Origin of the sequence: Mesorhizobium jarvisii (assembly GCF_003601985.1) — a bacterium.
GTDB lineage: Bacteria > Pseudomonadota > Alphaproteobacteria > Rhizobiales > Rhizobiaceae > Mesorhizobium > Mesorhizobium jarvisii.
The window spans coordinates 293823-310908 of the sequence record NZ_QZXA01000007.1 but is presented as its reverse complement, the minus strand read 5'-3'; the positions used below and the strand labels follow the sequence as shown (position 1 = coordinate 310908).

Here is a 17086-nt window from a genome sequence, read left to right as displayed (position 1 = left end):
GACATTTCCCAACCAATGCCGAGCTCCCTCAAACCGACCGAACGCGACAACCATAGCTTCGGGTTGTGGCAGAAATCCTATTCTGCAGATCTGCCGGAACTGTCTCGATCACGACGCTAAGCAAACAGACGAAAGAGGCAACGAAATGGACGCCACCGAACTTAAGGCGATGCAGGCGCCGCTGAAGCAGGCCTATCGCGAGGATGCCTCGCAGGCGCTGATCACGCTGAGAGCGAAGGGCTCTATCGACGACCAGTCGGTGGCCTGCAAGGTGGAGACGGGCAGGGCGATCGCTGTCGCTGGTCTGCATCCGGCAACCGGCGGCTCAGGCCTCGAGCTCTGCTCCGGCGACATGCTCTTGGAAGCACTCGTGGCTTGCGCCGGGGTGACGTTGAAGGCAGTGGCGACGGCGCTCGAGTTCAAGCTCGGCGCCGCAACGGTGGAAGCCGAAGGCGATCTCGATTTTCGCGGCACCCTTGGTGTCGCCAAGGATGCACCGGTCGGTTTTCGTGCCATCCGGCTCAATTTCGCTCTCGGCACGGATGAACCGCAGGAGCGTATTGATTCACTGCTGAAGCTGACCGAACGCTATTGCGTGGTGTTCCAGACCATCAGCCAGAAGCCGGAATTGACGGTGAGTGCCCGGCACTGAAAACAACAAGGCCCGCAGCCAACGGCTGCGGGCCTTGTTGCGACGGATGCTTACTGCGCGGCCGGTTCCTCGGCATCGCCCTCATCGGTGAAGGGCGAGGCGCTCGGCACGCACTGCACGGACCAGCCAGCGGGGGTCGGCTGCTTCTGATATTCGGTGATGGCTGCGGTGCACTGTTCGCGCTTGTCGAAGGTGCTGGGCAGCACCACCATGCCGCCCTGTGGACCGGCGATTACCAGATACCAGACCAATGCTGCGGTCGTAGCCATGGGAGTTTCCTTGTTCTGCCCAGTGTGGGCTCTCGCTGTTGTGGGAGTCGCTACGATCCTAACAACTCCGGGGAAATGACGAAAGCATGACCGCCGCGCAGCTTTTCCCCCTCAGATCACAGCCGCGTGATGATGTGGCGGGTCTCTGGGTAGGGTTTGCGACCTACGCTGCTCAGTTGGTTGCAAAGCAGTAAAACAACCCGTCGCCACCGGTGCCCTTCAGGGCTTCCTGGCTGCAGCCGCCGCGTGAGGCATGCGAGGAATTCCACGATTTTGCCGCCGCGGAATCGTCGAGCCCGGTGCGGTCATGATGACCCATCATTGCCGCCCCTTCGGCGCCGCTCATCGTCCAGTCGCCGCAGGTCTGGTCGGCAATCCTGGTGCCGTCGGGTTTCGACCCTGTCAGCATGTCATGCCGGTTCGGTGTGTCGCCGCGGCCATTCACCACTTCGCCCTTTTCATTCAGCGCCGTCTGCTTGGTGATGCCGTTGGCGTCGCCGTGCAGCGAGGCGACATCGTCGGCGATTTTCTCACCCTTGGCGTTGAACCAAGGGCCTTTGCCGATGCGGTCGCGGGCATCCTCGGCGCTTGTTGAGAGATAGGCATGCCAGCTCTTGCCGGTGACGCCGGCTGCTTCGGCCAGCGAAGCGCAATGCGCGTCGGCTCCCTTCAGGCCGCCGAGATCGGCGCCCTTGCCGGAGCCGACACTGGTGACGAAGAAACTCATCTTGGCATCTTGCGAGACGGCCACACCTGATGTCGCGCCGAGAGCGGCTGCAAAGGCGGTGGCGGCAACGAAAAGAAGTCTGCGCATATCGATCCTCCGGTTTCGAATGTCCTACGTTCGAAGAACGTAGCCGGAGGCTCTTTTAATCCCTGACATAGGCCACCCAAATGCGGGCAGCGGTTCCGGGAGCCGTCAAAACCTAGGCGCGAATTTATTCGGGCTGCCTGTAGGCGACGAAACGGTTGTGCTTGGCCTGGAAGATCAGCCCGGTCTCTTTCAGCTCCGGGCTGGCCAACGGCACGATACGCTTGGCGATCTCGGAAGGGTGCGGCAGCGTCTCCGGATCCTCGCCTGGCACGGCCTGGGCCCGCATGGCGGTGCGGGTGGCGCCTGGGTCGGCGGCATTGACGCGCAGCGGCAGGCTTTGCGTCTCATGCGCCCAGGAGCGCATCATGGTCTCGACCGCCGCCTTCGAAGCCGCGTAAGGTGCCCAGAAAGCGCGTGCCGAATGCGCCGCGTTGGACGACAGGATGATGGCCCGGCCGGCACCCGAAAGCCTGAGCAGCGGGTCGACCGAGCGGATCAGCCGCCAGGTCGAGGTGACGTTGATGGTCATCACCTTTTCGAAGGTCTTGGCCTCGACATGGCCGATTGGCGAGATGACGCCCAGCACACCGGCATTGGCGACCAGGATGTCGAGCTTGCCCCAGCGTTCATGGATGGCGCCGCCCAGCCGGTCGATGCCGGCCATGTCGGCGAGGTCGAGCGGCACCAGTGTCGCCTGGCCGCCGGCCGCCTTGATCTGGTCGTCGAGTTCTTCCAGCCCGCCGACCGTACGCGCGACCGCGATGACATGCGCCCCGGCGGCGGCCAATTCCCTGGCGATGAAATAGCCGATGCCGCGCGAGGCGCCGGTGACGACCGCGACGCGGCCGGTAAGGTCGAGGGTCATGCGAGAATTTCCGTAAGGTCTGGCCTACGCCCCACTGTTCGCCAGCAGCGACAGCGTGCGCACATTGTCGTGGCCTTCGAAGTCGAGCAGGCGGGTGGGATATTGGCCGGTGAAGCAGGCGTCGCAGAACTGCGGTTGCTCATCGTTGCGGCTGGCCTCGCCGACCGCGCGGTAGAGGCCGTTGATGGAGAGGAAGCCCAGCGAATCGACACGGATGAATTCGGCCATCTCTTCCACCGACATGCGCGAAGCCAGGAGCTTCGATTTCTCCGGCGTGTCGACGCCGTAGAAGCAGGAGGCGCTAGTCGGCGGCGAAGCAATGCGCATATGCACTTCCCGGGCGCCGGCATCGCGCACCATCTGCACGATCTTCTGGCTGGTGGTGCCGCGCACGATCGAATCGTCGACCAGCACGACACGCTTGCCCTCGATCATACGGCGGTTGGCGTTGTGCTTCAGCTTGACGCCCATGTGGCGGATCGAATCGCCGGGCTGGATGAAGGTACGGCCGACATAGTGGTTGCGGATGATGCCGAGCTCGAAGGGAATGCCGGCCGCCTGGCTGAAGCCGATCGCAGCGGGCGTGCCCGAATCCGGCACCGGCACGACGATGTCGGCCTCGACGGGGTTTTCCTGTGCCAGCTCTGCGCCGATGCGCTTGCGCACCTCGTAGACGTTGCGGCCCTCGACCGAAGAATCCGGCCGGGCGAAATAAACATATTCGAAGATGCAGAAGCGCGTTTTCTGCGGCTCGAACGGGAACAGGCTTTCAATGCCCTTGGAGGTGACGACGACCATCTCGCCGGGCTTCAGGTCGCGCACGAAACGCGCACCGATGATATCGAGCGCGCAGGTCTCGGAAGCGAGGATCCAGGCACCGTCGAGGTCGCCCAGCACCAGCGGGCGGATGCCGAGCGGATCGCGGCAGCCGATCATCTTCTTGGCCGTCATCGCCACCAGCGAGAAGGCACCTTCAACCTGCCGCACGGCGTCGATGAAGCGCGAGTTGAGGTCGCGTTCCTTGCTGGTCGCAACCAGATGCAGAAGCGTCTCGGTGTCGGAGGTCGAGGAGAAGATCGCGCCCTGCTTCTGCAGCGCGCGCTGCACCGTCATGGCGTTGGTCAAATTGCCATTGTGGGCGACGGCGAAGCCGCCATCGGCCAACTCGGCGAAGAAGGGCTGGATGTTGCGCATGCCGGCGCCGCCTGTCGTGGCGTAGCGCGTATGGCCGATGGCGCGGTTGCCTTGCAGGCTGTCAATGACGCGCTGCTTGGTGAAAGTGTCGCCGATCAGGCCGACATGGCGTTCGACATGGAACTGGCTGCCGTCATAGGAAACGATGCCTGCCGCTTCCTGGCCCCGATGCTGCAGCGCATGCAGGCCGAGTGTGACGATTGCCGCTGCGTCCTGCCGGCCGAAAATGCCGAAGACACCGCATTCGTCGTGGAAATGGTCGTCGGCCTCGGCGGAAAGCACGTCGTCTGCGTCTGCCATCTTAAGCTCCGCTAAAATCGCCATATAATGCGGGTTCGCGTCGAAAGCAACGCGCGCCGTAAAGTCGTTCACACCATCGTCTGCTCGGGCGCCCTTTCGGGGGGTCAGTTTGCCGGTGCTGCTGGTGCGGCCGGTGCTGGCTTGGCTGTGTTGTCCGCGGGGCCAGCGTCATTGTCGTCCGGGGCCGGCGCATTTGCATCGTCACCTGTTGCCGGCACATCCGCCGCTGGCGCATCCGGGGCGGCCGGAGTCTCGCCACCCGCTTTCGGGCTGAGCTTCTTGAGGATTGCGTTTTCGGTGTCGGCGGGCAGCAGGTTCTCGATCTTGGCGCCGATCGATTCCAGCAATGGCCGTGATTTGGCGTCGGTCACCCAGGCCGGGGCCTTGGCGCCGGCCAGCCAGTTGAAGAACAAAAGCGCCACCGCGACGACCAGGATGCCGCGCGCGGCGCCATAGAGGAAACCGAGCGTGCGGTCGAGTGCGCCTATCCGCGAATCGATGATCCAGTCGGCGAGCTTCATGGTGATGACGGAGACGACAATCAGCGCGACGACGAAGACGACGCCGGCGGAGGCCGCCATGGCGATCTTCTCATTCTCGATGTAGGGCTTCAGATAGGGCAGGACGGGCTTGTAGAAGAAGAAAGCCGCCGCCGCCGCTGCCGCCCATGAGACGACCGACAGGACCTCGCGCGAAAAGCCGCGAACCATGGCGAGCATCGCCGAGACCAGGGTGAAGCCGACCAGGATTCCGTCAAGCAGCGTAATCGGCATGTCTTTCGCCCCACTCCGATCTCTTTTTCACGGCTCGGCGAGCCGCGTCATTCTTCGTCGTCCACGCGGCTTCGACGTGAGCCGGCTATGCGTGCCACGAGGTCGGCAAGCTCGGTGGGCTGGAAAGCACCGGCCCCGATCCCTCCGGCAAGTTCCTCGCTGCCCAAGGGCAGAACCGCGCTACCAAAACCCAGCTTTTCGGCTTCCTTGAGGCGCTGCTGCGCATGCGCAACCGGCCTCACAGCACCCGAAAGGCTGATTTCGCCGAAATAGACGCAATCGGCGGGAAGGGCAAGACCGGTGAGCGAGGAAACCAGTGCGGCTGCGACCGCGAGATCGGCCGCCGGCTCGCTGATGCGATAGCCGCCGGCGACGTTGAGATAGACGTCGTGCTGGCCGAAGCGAACGCCGCAATGCGCCTCCAGCACCGCCAGCACCATCGACAGTCGAGCGCCGTCCCAGCCGACCACTGCCCGGCGCGGCGTGCCGAGCGAGGATTGCGCTACCAGCGCCTGGATCTCGACCAGAACCGGCCTCGTGCCTTCCATACCGGCGAAAACGGCGGCACCCGGAGACTTGGCATGCCGCTCGCCGAGAAACAGCTCCGACGGGTTGGAGACTTCGCGCAAACCCTTGTCCGACATTTCGAAGACGCCGATTTCGTCGGTCGGTCCGAAGCGGTTCTTCACCGTGCGCAGGATGCGGTAATGGTGGCCGCCTTCGCCCTCGAAATAGAGCACGCCGTCGACCATGTGCTCGACCACGCGCGGGCCGGCGATCTGGCCTTCCTTGGTGACATGGCCGACCAGCACGATCGCGGCACCGGTGGATTTCGCATAGCGGATCATCGCCTGGGCGGAGGCGCGCACCTGGGTGACCGTACCCGGCGCCGAATCGGCAAGGTCGGTCCACAGCGTCTGGATGGAATCGAGAATGACCAGGTCCGGCCGCTTGCCGTCGGCGATCGTGGCGAGAATGTCCTCGACATTGGTCTCGGCCGCCAGTTCCACCGGCGTGTCGGCGACGCCGAGCCGCTGCGCCCTCAGCCTGATCTGCGCGACGGCTTCTTCGCCCGAGACATAGACGATGCGGTGACCTCGCGACGCCAGCGCAGCGGCAGCCTGGGTGAGCAGCGTCGACTTGCCGATGCCGGGATCGCCGCCGACCAGAAGTGCGGAGCCGCGCACGAAACCGCCGCCGGTGGCGCGGTCGAGTTCGCCGATGCCCGAGATGATGCGCGGCGCGTCCTCGATGTCGCCGGAAAGGGTGGTCAGCACCACCGCGCGGCCCTTGCGGGCGTTGCGCGTATTGGCAGGCCCCGAGCCGATGCCGCCAGAGGTGCCTTCCTCGACCAGCGTGTTCCATTCGCCGCAGGCATCGCATTTGCCGGCCCACCGCTGATGCACCGATCCGCAATTCTGGCAGATGAACTGGACGCGCGATTTGGCCATCAGGCGTGGCCTGCCGTCACATACGTGCACAAAGGTGCTGGAAGGGTCGAGGCCTGTCTCAAAAGGTCACTCAAACCTCTCCGCAATATGATGCTCTTCCGCCAGATCGGAGAAGCGGGTGAATTCGCCGTGGAAGGCGAGCGTTACCGAGCCTGTCGGGCCGTGGCGCTGCTTGGCGACGATCACCTCGGCCTTGCCGCGCATCTCGTTCATCTCGTTTTCCCACTTGACGTATTCCTCGGTGCCAAGCTTCGGCTCGCGGTTCTTGAGGTAATACTCCTCGCGATAGACGAACATCACGACGTCGGCGTCCTGCTCGATCGAGCCGGATTCACGCAAGTCGGAGAGCTGTGGACGTTTGTCCTCGCGGCTTTCGACCTGACGCGACAGCTGCGACAGGGCGATGATCGGCACGGCGAGTTCCTTGGCCAGCGCCTTCAGGCCCGTGGTGATCTCGGTGATTTCCTGCACGCGGTTCTGCGAGGCCCTGGCGGATGAACCCTGCATCAGCTGGATATAGTCGATGACGATCAGGTCGAGGCCGCGCTGGCGCTTCAGGCGACGCGCGCGGGCCGACAACTGCGCAATGGAAATACCACCGGTCTGGTCGATGAAAAGCGGGATCTTCTGCATGGTCTGCGAACAGGCGACCAGTTTTTCGAAGTCCATTTCGCTGATCTCGCCGCGGCGGATTTTTGACGACGAGATTTCCGTCTGCTCGGAAATAATACGGGTCGCCAGCTGTTCGGACGACATTTCGAGCGAAAAGAACCCGACCACGCCGCCATTGGCCGCCTTGAATGAGCCATCGGCCTGCTGCGCCGGCACATAAGCCTCGGCGATGTTGAAGGCGATGTTGGTGGCGAGCGACGTCTTGCCCATGCCCGGGCGTCCGGCAAGCACGATCAGATCGGACGATTGCAGGCCGCCCATGCGGCGGTCGAGATCGCGCATGCCGGTGGCAAGACCCGACAGATGGCCGTCGCGCATATAGGCCGCGTTGGCCATGTCGACGGCCGTCTTGACCGCGTCGGTGAAGCTCTCGAAGCCGCCATCGTAGCGGCCGGTTTCGGCCAGTTCGAACAGGCGGCGCTCGGCGTCCTCGATCTGCTCGGACGGCGACATGTCGACCGGCGCGTCATAGGCGATGTTGACCATGTCCTCGCCGACCGTGATCAGCGCGCGGCGCGTCGCCAAATCATAGATGGCGCGGCCGTAGTCGGTGGCGTTGACGACGGTGACGGCTTCGACCGCCAGGCGCACGATATATTGCGCCACCGTCATGTCGCCGACCTTTTCGTCGGCCGGCAGGAAGGTCTTCAAGGTGATCGGCGTCGCCACCTTGCCCATGCGGATGAGCTCGGCGGCGATCTCGAAGATCCTGCGATGTAGGGGTTCGTAGAAGTGGCCTGGCTTCAGGAAGTCGGAGACGCGGTAGAAGGCATCGTTGTTGACGAGGATCGCGCCGAGCAGCGCCTGCTCGGCCTCGATATTGTTCGGTGCCTCGCGATAGAGCGGTTGCTCCGCCACACCGAATTTCCGCGCTGCCTCTGCCATGACATCCCCGATTTCAATCCCACCTTGCCGTAGCAGACCACGTTAAGGGCGGGTGAAGATTCGTCGTCCTCTCCTGCTTGTTCACAGCACAAAAAAATCGGTGGAAAGAATCCCGATTGACTCGAATCAGGCGGCCGACCGTAGCGAATCTGCATCAGGAACAAAACAGGAAAATACACTGCAACAAGGTCGGACGAGTCTAGTCGCGCAGGGTGCGATGTTCGGCGAGTTGATCGAGACGAGTCTCTAGGAAACGTCGTTCTGCCGGCTGGCGGGTCAGGTCCAGCGCCCGCTGGTAGGAGGCGCGTGCAGCTTCGGCTAGGCCTAACCTGCGCAACATATCGGCCCGCGCCGCGTGTGCCAGATGGTAGCCATCGAGGCTGCCTTGTGCCATCACGTCTTCGATCGCCGTTAGACCGGCTTGTGGCCCGTCGCGCATGCCAAGGGCGGCGGCACGGTTCAGCGTCACCACCGGGGAGGCGGCGACGCGCCCCAGCACATCATAAAGTGCAACGATCTGGGTCCAGTCGGTGTCCGCCGTCCTCGCCGCTTCCGCGTGGATGGAGGCAATGGCCGCCTGGAGGATGTAGGGTCCAACCTGTCGCGAAGCGAGCGCCCGCCCAATGAGGCCGTTGGCTTCGCCGATCAGCCCGCGGTCCCATAGCGACCGGTCCTGATCTTCGAGCAGGACGAGGTCGCCATTCGCATCGACCCGCGTCGCACGCCTTGCCTCATGCAGCAACATCAACGCCAGCAGCCCATGTGCTTCGGGCTGGTCGAGCAAATCCACCACCAGCCGGCCGAGGCGGATCGCCTCGGCGCACAGATCGGCCCGCGTCAGGCTTGGTCCCTGGGTTGCCGCGTAACCCTCGTTGAAGATCAGGTAGATCACCTGCAACGCACTTTCGAGGCGCGCCGGCAACTGGTTGCGGTCGGGGACTTCGTAGGGGATGGCCTCGTCGCGGATCTTTGCCTTGGCCCGAACGATACGCTGGGCGATGGTCGGCGCCGGCGTCAGATAGGCACGGGCGATCTCTTCGGTGGTCAAGCCGCCCACCTCGCGCAGGGTCAAGGCAATGCGTGCGTCCGGCGCCAGCGCCGCATGGCAGCAGACGAAGATGAGCCGCAGTTCATCGTCCGCTATGTCTTCAGGCGTGATCGGTTCCGCTATCTGTTCGCTCAAGGCCAACAGTTCCGGCAAAGTGCCGGCCAGCCGCGCTTCCCGGCGCCAGCAATCGATGGTTCTGAAGCGGCCGGCCGAGACCAGCCAGGAATAGGGATTGGCCGGCAGGCCTTGGCGCGGCCATTGCTCGGCGGCGGCGGCAAAGGCCTCATGTAGGGCCTCCTCCGCCGCGTCGAACCCGCCGAGCAGGCGGATCAAGGTCGCCAGCACGCGCCGCGCCTCGGTGCGATACACCGTCTCCAGGCAGGCATGCGTGCCGGCGACGCTCACAGCACCGGCCGGGGCTGGCTGAAGTCGACGACCGGACGGACTTCAATGTGGCCGATCGTGGCCAAAGGATGTCCGCTTGCCACTCGCACGGCCTCGTTGAGGTCGCGGGCCTCGATGACGATGATCCCGCCCAGCATTTCCTTGGTCTCCATGAACGGGCCGTCGACCGCCGACATCTTGCCGTCGCGGACCTGCAAGGTCATCGCTTCTTCTGGCAGCACCAGGGCCTCGGCGGCGACGAAATGGCCGCTGGCCTTGAGCACCTCGTCGTATCCAGCGCACTCGGCAAGCGCCGCATTGGCCTGCGGACTTCCGCCGAAGAGTGTCTGAGGATGGTAGTAGATGAGACAGGCATAGCGCATGATGGTTTCCTGGTCTTGATTTGCGATGTCAGGCGTCGCGGATCGGCGCGAAGCCGCCATGGACCCTTCGATGGTTGTCGTAGGGCATGATGTCGGCATACATGCGCGGATCGGCAATCACCTTCTTCCAGCCTTCGTCACGAACCTGCTTCGACGGCCATTCCACCCAGGAATAGACGATGGCTTCCCCGTCCGTCGCCTTCACCGCTGTCCTGTAGTCGGTGACCTCGCCGTCGGAGATGTCGTCGCCCCAGGCTTCGACGATGCGGGTGGCGCCGAATTCCCCGATCACGGCGGCATGCTTTGACGCCACGGCAAGGTAGGCGGCCTTGTTGGCGATGGGAACTGGCACCAGAGAGCCATCAATATACCCGGGCTTGCCGGAAGCGCCTTCGTCGATGATCGATGCGAAGCCGCCTATCATCATGCGCTGGCCGTCGAAGGGCATCGTTGCGACGATCTTCGCCAGACGCGGATCGCTCATCATCGTGTGGTAGGCGGCGTCCGCCGCTGCCTTGTCGGGATATTCGTGCCACGAAAAGATGACGACCTCGTCCGGCGTTGCCTTCACGGCGCGCCTGAAGTCGGTGGTCTTGCCGCCGGGCACGTCGTCACCCCAGGCTTCAACCATCCGGGTCGTGCCGAATTCCTTCAGCACCGACGCCGCCTCGGTGACATGCCTGCGATAGGCTTCCTTGCTGGCGGCGGGCACGGCGGCGACAAATCCTGCGATATAGTTCACTGTCTTTCTCCTGTTGGCTGATGCTGCTTGACGCTTTGGCTTCCCGGAAGCTCCGAGAACGCCAATGGTCGAACGGCCCAGCCCGGATTCGACATGGCTGCGAAATTTTTCTTGGGCGGCGCTGTCTGAGTGCCGTGGCGCTCTATTCGGACACCAGTCTGTCGCCCCAGTCGAGCCGCCGGGCCAGCTTGAAGTCGGCGCCGTCACGCTTGGTGAACAGTTGCTCCGTGGCCGTGCCGTCTTCCTGGCAAAGCTTGAGCAGAACCTTGCCCGAACCGGATTTCGGCGGTGCGATGACCCGCGCGGCGTGCGAGGCGGCCGGCTGGCGCGACGCGGCGACAAAGATGAATTTCTCGTCTTCCCACGGAACATCGGCGTCCTTGGCCAGCCGGTGCAGGCGCGAGCGGGCGACGCGACGGGAAAAGTGGCACCAGTCGGGTGGGGTAAGCGGGCAGGGCGCCTCGTGCGGACAAGGCGCCAGCAGATGCGCCCCGGCGGCGATCAACTGCGCGCGCACCGCCAGAATGCGCTGCCAGCCCGCCGGCGTGCCCGGCTCGACGATCAGCAGCGTATCTGTCGTCAGTTGCCACAGCCGGTCGACCATTTTGGGCAACGATGCCGGCACGATCTCGTCCAGCACATAGGCGCAGGTGACGAGCTCCGCCGGCCGAAGATCGGCAAGGTCTGTTGTGACGTCGCCGGCACGCCAGACGGTTCGGGTTGTGATGGCATCGGCGGCAAGCATCTCGCCGACCTTGCGCACCGCGGCACTCGCTTCCAACAGCACAGCCTGTTCGAGATCGGGCCAGAGATCGTTGGTGGCCCAAAGAACCGTACCAGGACCGGCGCCGACATCGAGCAGGGCTTTCGGCTCGAAGTCCGGCCGGGTCGCGTTCAGTGCGTCGAGACTGTCGCGGACCGCGGCATAGGTCGCCGGCAGCCGCGTCGCCAGATAGGCTTTGACCGCCATATCCTGCGCCATGTGCAGGCGGCCGTCGCGCAGTTCAGCGCGGTAGCGGTCCGACAGGGTTTTCGCCGCTTGCTTCAGTTCAGGCAGCGGGATTTCTTCCAGGATGCGATCGACGGCTTGTCGAAGAGGGGCCGGCAGTTCCACGCTATGCTCCTCGCGGTGCGAGCACGATGAGCGACGCGCCGGCTATGCACAGTGCGGCGCCAGCAAGATCCCAGCGGTCGGGCCGCACGCCTTCCACCAGCCACAGCCAGGCCAGCGAGGCAGCGATGTAGATGCCGCCATAAGCGGCATAGGCTCGGCCCGCGGCATTGGTGTCGACCAGCGCCAGAAGCCAGGCGAACAAAAGCAGCGAGACGAAGCCTGGCGCCAGCCACAAGGGCGATCTTTCCAGCCGCCACCAGGCCCATACCGAAAAACAGCCGGCGATCTCGGCGAGCGCCGTGGCGGCATAGAGGAGATAAGTCATGAAAAAGGCCTCGCGACGATCACGACGCCTTTTTCAGGGCATGGGCCGGGAATGGCAAGCGCCAATGGCGAACGGCGTGTCTACTCCGCCACCTTGCGGCGGCGGGCGGGCTTGACTGGCTTCTCGACGGGAGCCGCCTCGCGGCGGCCCAAGTCACGCATCTCCAAGGCCTTTTCGCATTTGGCCATGTAGTCGCGGGTCATCGGCAGCGTGTCGTTCTTCTTGGCGATCTGGAACTGGAAGATGACCAGGTCCTGCCAGCGGAAGGCGGCTTCCGAAGCGGCCAGATAGAATTCCCACATGCGGCAGAAGCGTTCGTCGTAGATGGCCTTGGCTTTGTCGCGGTTGGCGGCGAAGCGCTGGCCCCAGTGCTTCAGCGTGTCGGCATAGTGCAGCCGCAGAATCTCCACGTCGGTAACCACGAGGCCGGACTTCTCGATCGCCGGCAGCACTTCCGACATGGCGGGTATGTAGCCGCCCGGGAAAATATACTTGCGGATGAAGGCGCTGGTTGCCCACGGCACGCCGGAGCGGCCGATCGTGTGCAGCAGCATGACGCCATCGGGCTTCAGCAGCGTCGACGCCTTGTCGAAGAAGGTGCGGAAGTGGTTGACGCCGACATGTTCGAACATGCCGACCGAAACGATGCGGTCGAAGCGTTCGTTGAGTTCGCGATAATCCTTCAGCTCGAAATGGACGTGGCTTTCCAGGCCTTGCGCATGCGCCCGATCGGTGGCCACGCCATGCTGTTCGGTCGACAGCGTCACGCCCTGGACGTCGACGTCGAACGCCTTGGCCAGATAGAGGCCGAGCCCGCCCCAGCCGGAGCCGATGTCGAGCACGGTCTGGCCGGCCTTCAGCCTGAGCTTGGCGGCGATATGGCGCTTCTTGGCGGCCTGCGCTTCGTCCAGCGTCATATCTGGCTGTTCGAAATAGGCGCAGGAATACTGCATGTCCTCGTCGAGGAAGAGCCGGTAGAGATCGCCCGACAGATCGTAGTGACGCTGCACGTTGCGGCGCGAGCGCGAGGCAGTGTTGATCTGCTGCAGGCGGCGGAAGGCGTGGCGCAGGCCTTCGATGGCCTTCGACCAGGTCGCGTCGATGCCGCCGCTGCCCATGTTCTGGAAGGCGATGCGCATCAGTCCGAGCACGCCGCCTTCGAGAATGTCGAGCTCGCCGTCCATGTAGGATTCAGGCACCGCCAGCATCGGATCGAAGGTGATGGCGCGTTCGGCATGCCGGGTCTTGATGTGCATGTGCACCGGCTCGCCGGTGCCGTCGCCGAAGATGACTGTCAGGCCTTTTGGCCCGGTTACCTTGAGATTGCCCGTGCGCACCAGGCGGTCGAGAACGCGCTTCAGCAGAATGTTCATAACCAAATGTCCCCTCACGGTCAGACTGGCTGCCTTAATTCTGCAACAATATATGGGGGTTCGGAAAGTTCCTTTTGGCACAAAAATGCCCGGGCGAGAGGCCCGGGCATTGGTCCAGAACGGCTGGATTAAGACAAAGTGATCGGAGCGCTGCTCCCTCGCTTGCCGTACGCGATCAGGCGTTGTCTTCGCCGCCGTCGAATTCGGCATTCGGATCGAAGAAGTTTTCCGGCCGCGCATTGTCGTTGATGTCGTCGCCATAGATGGCTTCGGCGGTGGTCAGCGTCTCGCCCTTGGCCTGGCGCTCGGCTTCGTCGGCCGTGCGGGCGATGTTGAGCGTGACGGTGACTTCGACTTCCGGATGCAGCGCGATCGCCACATTGGTGAGACCGATGGTCTTGATCGGCTGGTTGAGCAGGATCTGGTTGCGGTTGACCGAAAAACCTTCCGCCGTCAGCAGCTCGGCGATGTCGCGCGTCGACACCGAACCGTAGAGCTGGCCGGTTTCACCGGCGGAGCGCACGGCGATGAAGCTCTTGCCGTCGAGCTTTTCGGCGACCTGGCTGGCTTCCGACTTGCGCTCGAGATTGCGGGCTTCGAGCTGGGCGCGCTGGCCCTCGAACTTCTTCTTGTTGGCTTCGTTGGCGCGCAGCGCCTTGCCTTGCGGCAGCAGGAAATTACGGGCAAAGCCGTCCTTGACCTTGACGGTATCGCCCATCTGGCCGAGGCGGGAAACGCGTTCGAGAAGAATGACTTCCATGGTTTTGTTCCTTTTGGTTGGCGTCCGTCCATGAAGGCAGGCGCCGAATTCTCTGGGAACAGGTCAGGAAGCTTGAGCGCCTTGAGCGCCGGTGTCGCTGTCCTGCCTGTCGCGGCAGTTAGAGGCCTTGACCTCAACTCGGGATTTGATGGCTGAACCGGTCATGCCCGTCATGGCCGGTGAGAGGAACGGGCGGCGAACCGCCCGTTCGGGAGAATTAGCGGACCACGTAGGGCAGCAGGCCGAGGAAGCGGGCGCGCTTGATCGCCTTGGCGAGTTCACGCTGTTTCTTCTGGCTGACGGCGGTGATGCGCGACGGCACGATCTTGCCGCGCTCGGAAATGTAGCGCTGCAGCAGACGCACGTCCTTGTAGTCGATCTTGGGCGCGTTGGCGCCGGAGAACGGGCAGGTCTTGCGGCGACGATGGAACGGGCGCCGGGTCGGGATCTGGTTGATGTCGACCATTATTCTGCACCCCCTTCAAAGCCTTCGCGCGGACGGCGCGGACCACGATCGCCACCGGCGTCGCCGAACGAACGCGGCGGACGATCGCCACGGTCGCCGCGATCACGGTCGCCGAACGAACGCGGGCCACGATCGCCACGGTCGCGGTCGCCGAAGCTGCCGCGCTCGGAGCGCTCTTCGCGCTTCTGCATCATGGCCGACGGACCTTCCTCATGCGCCTCGACCTTGATGGTCAGGAAACGCAGGACGTCCTCGGACAGACCCATCTGGCGCTCCATTTCGTTGAGCGCTGCCGGCGGGCAATTGAGGTCCATGAGCGTGTAGTAGGCCTTCCGGTTCTTGTTGACCCGGTAGGTGAGGGACTTCAATCCCCAGTTCTCGACCCGGCCGACGGACCCGCCATTCGCGGAGATGACGCCCTTGTACTGTTCGACAAGCGCATCGACCTGCTGCTGCGAGAGGTCCTGCCGGGCAAGAAACACATGTTCGTAAAGAGCCATTATGTCTTCGTGCCTTTCTTCGTTTCTCTCCCGGTTCCCGGCGGCAAAAGCCTCTGCAACTTCTCTGACCCGCTTGTCCCGGTTAAAGGGGCAGGGAAGAAAGGAGCATGACGAGACGGTCGAGAGCGGAGACACGGGAGGCGGAAGCCCTTCTGGCTTCACACGAAGGCTTTGATAAAACCTCCGGCCCTCCGTTCAGCCCCCAGCTGGGACCGGCAGATTGGCGGCGTCTATACAGCAATCCACTGATAAGGCAAGGGCAGGCGGCGATCCCGATGTCGCAGGGCGCCGGAAAATCAGGCGGCAGCGCCGGAATGGCCTGGTGATTTCCGGCAACCGGCCCTTAACCACAATGTCAGGTTGTGCAGGTTTCGCCCTCGCCGTCAACGGTCGATTCATCATGGAAGGCGCAAAAACCCGGGCGATCCGCGCAGATCAAGCGGTAAGCATTTTCGGGGGTAAGGATGCTTCTCAACAGGTTCTGGCGCTCGAAGAGCGGCAATTTCGCGCTGCTGATGGGGCTCGGGCCGCCGGCCATCCTGTCGGCCGTGGCCTTCGCGGTCGACGTGTCCACCGTCATGCGGGCCAAGAGCAACCTGCAGAACGCGCTCGACGCCGCAAATCTTGCCTCCTCGCATCTCGGCGACCTCGACATTAGCCGCACCGATGCCTTCGATCGCTATTTTCAGGCCAACATCGCCGGGCATGGCGAACTCGCCAACGCGCAGGCGACGCTGACCGTCGACAGGGGCGTCAACTTCATCAAGACCAAGGCGGTTGCGTCGGCCGACGTCAATTTGAACTTCGGTTTCCTGTTCGGCCGGAACAGACACATCGCCGTCGATGCCTCGGCGGTCGAATCGAACAATCAGCTCGAAGTCGTGCTGGTGCTGGACAATACCGGCTCGATGGCCGGTGCCCGCATGACGGCGTTGAGGACGGCAACGAAGTCCCTGCTGGACACACTCGAGGCGACAAAATCGCCGACGCGCCAGATTCGCGCCTCCCTGGTTCCGTTCGTCACGGCCGTCAACGTCAATGGCGATGAATTCGACCCGTCCTGGATCGACATGGACGGCAAGTCTTCCACCAACGGCGTCAATTTCCCCGTCATCGACGGCAAGCGTCCCAATCATATGGCGCTTTTCAAGCAGCTCAAGGACACCGGATGGACCGCGGCCGGATGGAACGGCACCGGATGGAAGGGCTGTGTCGAGGCGCGCCCGGGCGCTTATAACATTTCCGATACCCCACCCGACCCGGACAAGCCCGACACGCTGTTTGTTCCGTATTTTGCGCCGGACGATCCGGAAGGTGCCCAAAAGCCATCTAGCTCCTATGGCAATGCGGCCAAATACTACAACAATTCCTATCTCGACGACGTCAGCGACAACACCAAGGTCGCCAAACTGAAAGGCAACCGTCTCGGTATCGATCTCAGCAGTCTGGCCGACCCTGTGCCACCGGGCGACAAGGGTGCCAAGGAAAAGGTGGCCAAATACGTTGCGCCGACCAAGGAGCTCATCACCGAGACGGGTTCCGCCATCACCGTCGGCCCGAACCGCGCTTGCCCGACACCCATCGTCCCCCTGACCGACGATTTCGACAAGCTGCGCAAGGCAGCAAGCGAGATGACCGAGTGGAACGGTTCGGGAACCAATGTCTCCGAAGGCCTGTCGTGGGGCATGCGGGTGCTGTCGCCCGCCGCGCCCTACACCGATGCAGCGCCGTGGAAGACAAGCGGCATTAGCAAGATCGTGCTGTTGCTCACCGACGGCGAGAACGTCGTCTATGGCGCCAGCGAACAGCCGACGAAGTCCGACTACACATCCTATGGTTATCTGGCGGGTGGCCGTTTCGGATCGGACGACCAGGCCGCCGCGGCGCGCAATGTCGACGGCTGGACCAAAAGCGTCTGCACGCAATTGAAGAACGAGGGCGTGCAAATCTACACCATGGTGCTGCAATCCGACACTGCCGCCAACCGCGCGCTTTACAGTGCGTGTGCCTCGGACCCGAGCGGCTACTATGCCGTCAACGACCCGGCCAAACTGCCGGACGTTTTCCAGCAGATCGCCAACAAGTTCTCAAGGCTGCAACTGACGAATTGAGTGTT

The 17086-nt window shown here is 63.4% G+C and carries 18 protein-coding genes; 2 read left to right on the top strand and 16 right to left on the bottom strand.

The genetic code is table 11. The features are described from left to right. The first annotated feature begins 145 nt into the window (after window positions 1–145). Entirely contained in the window at window positions 146–652 is a 507-nt protein-coding gene (locus D3242_RS19760; protein WP_027046675.1) for an OsmC family protein, read from the top strand. 50 nt (window positions 653–702) lie between these two features. Here the strand turns inward: D3242_RS19760 and D3242_RS19755 are convergent, their stop codons facing one another. The 16 genes from D3242_RS19755 to rpsF all read right to left on the bottom strand — a co-directional run bounded on the left by D3242_RS19755 (window position 703) and on the right by rpsF (window position 14970). Beyond that, entirely contained in the window at window positions 703–921 is a 219-nt protein-coding gene (locus tag D3242_RS19755) for a hypothetical protein (protein WP_015318519.1), read from the bottom strand. Window positions 922–1093: 172 nt separating this feature from the next. After that, complete coding sequence (locus D3242_RS19750) at window positions 1094–1735, bottom strand: hypothetical protein (protein WP_019857253.1); 642 nt, start codon at window positions 1733–1735, stop codon at window positions 1094–1096. A 124-nt stretch (window positions 1736–1859) separates the two neighbouring features. Continuing rightward, the gene (locus D3242_RS19745) at window positions 1860–2600 is read right to left on the bottom strand and encodes an SDR family NAD(P)-dependent oxidoreductase (RefSeq protein WP_064984980.1); all 741 of its coding nucleotides are present in this window, start codon (window positions 2598–2600) and stop codon (window positions 1860–1862) included. Window positions 2601–2624: 24 nt separating this feature from the next. After that, a complete protein-coding gene (gene purF, locus D3242_RS19740; RefSeq protein ID WP_019857255.1) occupies window positions 2625–4094 on the bottom strand; it encodes an amidophosphoribosyltransferase in 1470 nt (489 codons plus the stop codon). A 104-nt stretch (window positions 4095–4198) separates the two neighbouring features. Further along, entirely contained in the window at window positions 4199–4867 is a 669-nt protein-coding gene (locus D3242_RS19735) for a CvpA family protein (protein WP_019857256.1), read from the bottom strand. A 47-nt stretch (window positions 4868–4914) separates the two neighbouring features. Further along, window positions 4915–6318, bottom strand: coding sequence for a DNA repair protein RadA (gene radA, locus D3242_RS19730; protein WP_019857257.1), 1404 nt, complete (start codon window positions 6316–6318; stop codon window positions 4915–4917). Between the two features lie 66 nt (window positions 6319–6384). Beyond that, window positions 6385–7875: a replicative DNA helicase gene (locus D3242_RS19725; protein ID WP_019857258.1), complete on the bottom strand. Its 1491-nt coding sequence runs from the start codon at window positions 7873–7875 to the stop codon at window positions 6385–6387. A 199-nt stretch (window positions 7876–8074) separates the two neighbouring features. Continuing rightward, window positions 8075–9328 (bottom strand): RNA polymerase sigma factor, encoded by a 1254-nt coding sequence (locus D3242_RS19720; protein ID WP_064984978.1) that lies wholly within the window; start codon window positions 9326–9328, stop codon window positions 8075–8077. Beyond that, window positions 9325–9690, bottom strand: a complete 366-nt coding sequence (locus D3242_RS19715; protein ID WP_027046676.1) for a YciI family protein — start codon at window positions 9688–9690, stop codon at window positions 9325–9327. Before D3242_RS19715 ends, D3242_RS19720 begins: the two co-directional genes overlap by 4 nt. Before the next feature lie 28 nt (window positions 9691–9718). Further along, window positions 9719–10432 (bottom strand): DUF1428 domain-containing protein, encoded by a 714-nt coding sequence (locus tag D3242_RS19710; protein WP_064984976.1) that lies wholly within the window; start codon window positions 10430–10432, stop codon window positions 9719–9721. A gap of 142 nt (window positions 10433–10574) precedes the next feature. Then, on the bottom strand, window positions 10575–11546 hold the full coding sequence (locus tag D3242_RS19705; RefSeq protein ID WP_064984974.1) for a small ribosomal subunit Rsm22 family protein: 972 nt from the start codon (window positions 11544–11546) through the stop codon (window positions 10575–10577). 1 nt (window position 11547) lies between these two features. Further along, window positions 11548–11871 carry a YnfA family protein gene (locus D3242_RS19700; protein WP_064984973.1) on the bottom strand — a complete coding sequence of 108 codons (324 nt, stop codon included), beginning with the start codon at window positions 11869–11871 and terminating at the stop codon, window positions 11548–11550. Between the two features lie 80 nt (window positions 11872–11951). Further along, a complete protein-coding gene (locus D3242_RS19695) occupies window positions 11952–13244 on the bottom strand; it encodes a cyclopropane fatty acid synthase (RefSeq protein WP_038645716.1) in 1293 nt (430 codons plus the stop codon). Between the two features lie 175 nt (window positions 13245–13419). Continuing rightward, the gene (gene rplI / locus D3242_RS19690) at window positions 13420–14004 is read right to left on the bottom strand and encodes a 50S ribosomal protein L9 (RefSeq protein ID WP_010915167.1); all 585 of its coding nucleotides are present in this window, start codon (window positions 14002–14004) and stop codon (window positions 13420–13422) included. Between the two features lie 217 nt (window positions 14005–14221). Next, window positions 14222–14470, bottom strand: coding sequence for a 30S ribosomal protein S18 (gene rpsR, locus D3242_RS19685; protein ID WP_006203718.1), 249 nt, complete (start codon window positions 14468–14470; stop codon window positions 14222–14224). Continuing rightward, on the bottom strand, window positions 14470–14970 hold the full coding sequence (gene rpsF / locus D3242_RS19680; protein ID WP_010915168.1) for a 30S ribosomal protein S6: 501 nt from the start codon (window positions 14968–14970) through the stop codon (window positions 14470–14472). The genes rpsR and rpsF overlap by 1 nt, the downstream gene beginning before the upstream one ends. Before the next feature lie 464 nt (window positions 14971–15434). On the opposite strand from rpsF, the gene D3242_RS19675 reads away from it, so the two are divergent. Beyond that, entirely contained in the window at window positions 15435–17081 is a 1647-nt protein-coding gene (locus D3242_RS19675) for a pilus assembly protein (RefSeq protein WP_064984971.1), read from the top strand. The last annotated feature ends 5 nt before the right edge of the window (window positions 17082–17086 follow it).

What these genes read in the sequence shown, in the direction of transcription:
- D3242_RS19760 (WP_027046675.1), top strand. Translation starts at nt 146, where the DNA reads ATGGACGCCACCGAACTTAAGGCGATGCAGGCGCCGCTGAAGCAGGCC.
- D3242_RS19755 (WP_015318519.1), bottom strand. Translation starts at nt 921, where the DNA reads ATGGCTACGACCGCAGCATTGGTCTGGTATCTGGTAATCGCCGGTCCA.
- D3242_RS19750 (WP_019857253.1), bottom strand. Translation starts at nt 1,735, where the DNA reads ATGCGCAGACTTCTTTTCGTTGCCGCCACCGCCTTTGCAGCCGCTCTC.
- D3242_RS19745 (WP_064984980.1), bottom strand. Translation starts at nt 2,600, where the DNA reads ATGACCCTCGACCTTACCGGCCGCGTCGCGGTCGTCACCGGCGCCTCG.
- purF (WP_019857255.1), bottom strand. Translation starts at nt 4,094, where the DNA reads ATGGCAGACGCAGACGACGTGCTTTCCGCCGAGGCCGACGACCATTTC.
- D3242_RS19735 (WP_019857256.1), bottom strand. Translation starts at nt 4,867, where the DNA reads ATGCCGATTACGCTGCTTGACGGAATCCTGGTCGGCTTCACCCTGGTC.
- radA (WP_019857257.1), bottom strand. Translation starts at nt 6,318, where the DNA reads ATGGCCAAATCGCGCGTCCAGTTCATCTGCCAGAATTGCGGATCGGTG.
- D3242_RS19725 (WP_019857258.1), bottom strand. Translation starts at nt 7,875, where the DNA reads ATGGCAGAGGCAGCGCGGAAATTCGGTGTGGCGGAGCAACCGCTCTAT.
- D3242_RS19715 (WP_027046676.1), bottom strand. Translation starts at nt 9,690, where the DNA reads ATGCGCTATGCCTGTCTCATCTACTACCATCCTCAGACACTCTTCGGC.
- D3242_RS19700 (WP_064984973.1), bottom strand. Translation starts at nt 11,871, where the DNA reads ATGACTTATCTCCTCTATGCCGCCACGGCGCTCGCCGAGATCGCCGGC.
- D3242_RS19695 (WP_038645716.1), bottom strand. Translation starts at nt 13,244, where the DNA reads ATGAACATTCTGCTGAAGCGCGTTCTCGACCGCCTGGTGCGCACGGGC.
- rplI (WP_010915167.1), bottom strand. Translation starts at nt 14,004, where the DNA reads ATGGAAGTCATTCTTCTCGAACGCGTTTCCCGCCTCGGCCAGATGGGC.
- rpsR (WP_006203718.1), bottom strand. Translation starts at nt 14,470, where the DNA reads ATGGTCGACATCAACCAGATCCCGACCCGGCGCCCGTTCCATCGTCGC.
- rpsF (WP_010915168.1), bottom strand. Translation starts at nt 14,970, where the DNA reads ATGGCTCTTTACGAACATGTGTTTCTTGCCCGGCAGGACCTCTCGCAG.
- D3242_RS19675 (WP_064984971.1), top strand. Translation starts at nt 15,435, where the DNA reads ATGCTTCTCAACAGGTTCTGGCGCTCGAAGAGCGGCAATTTCGCGCTG.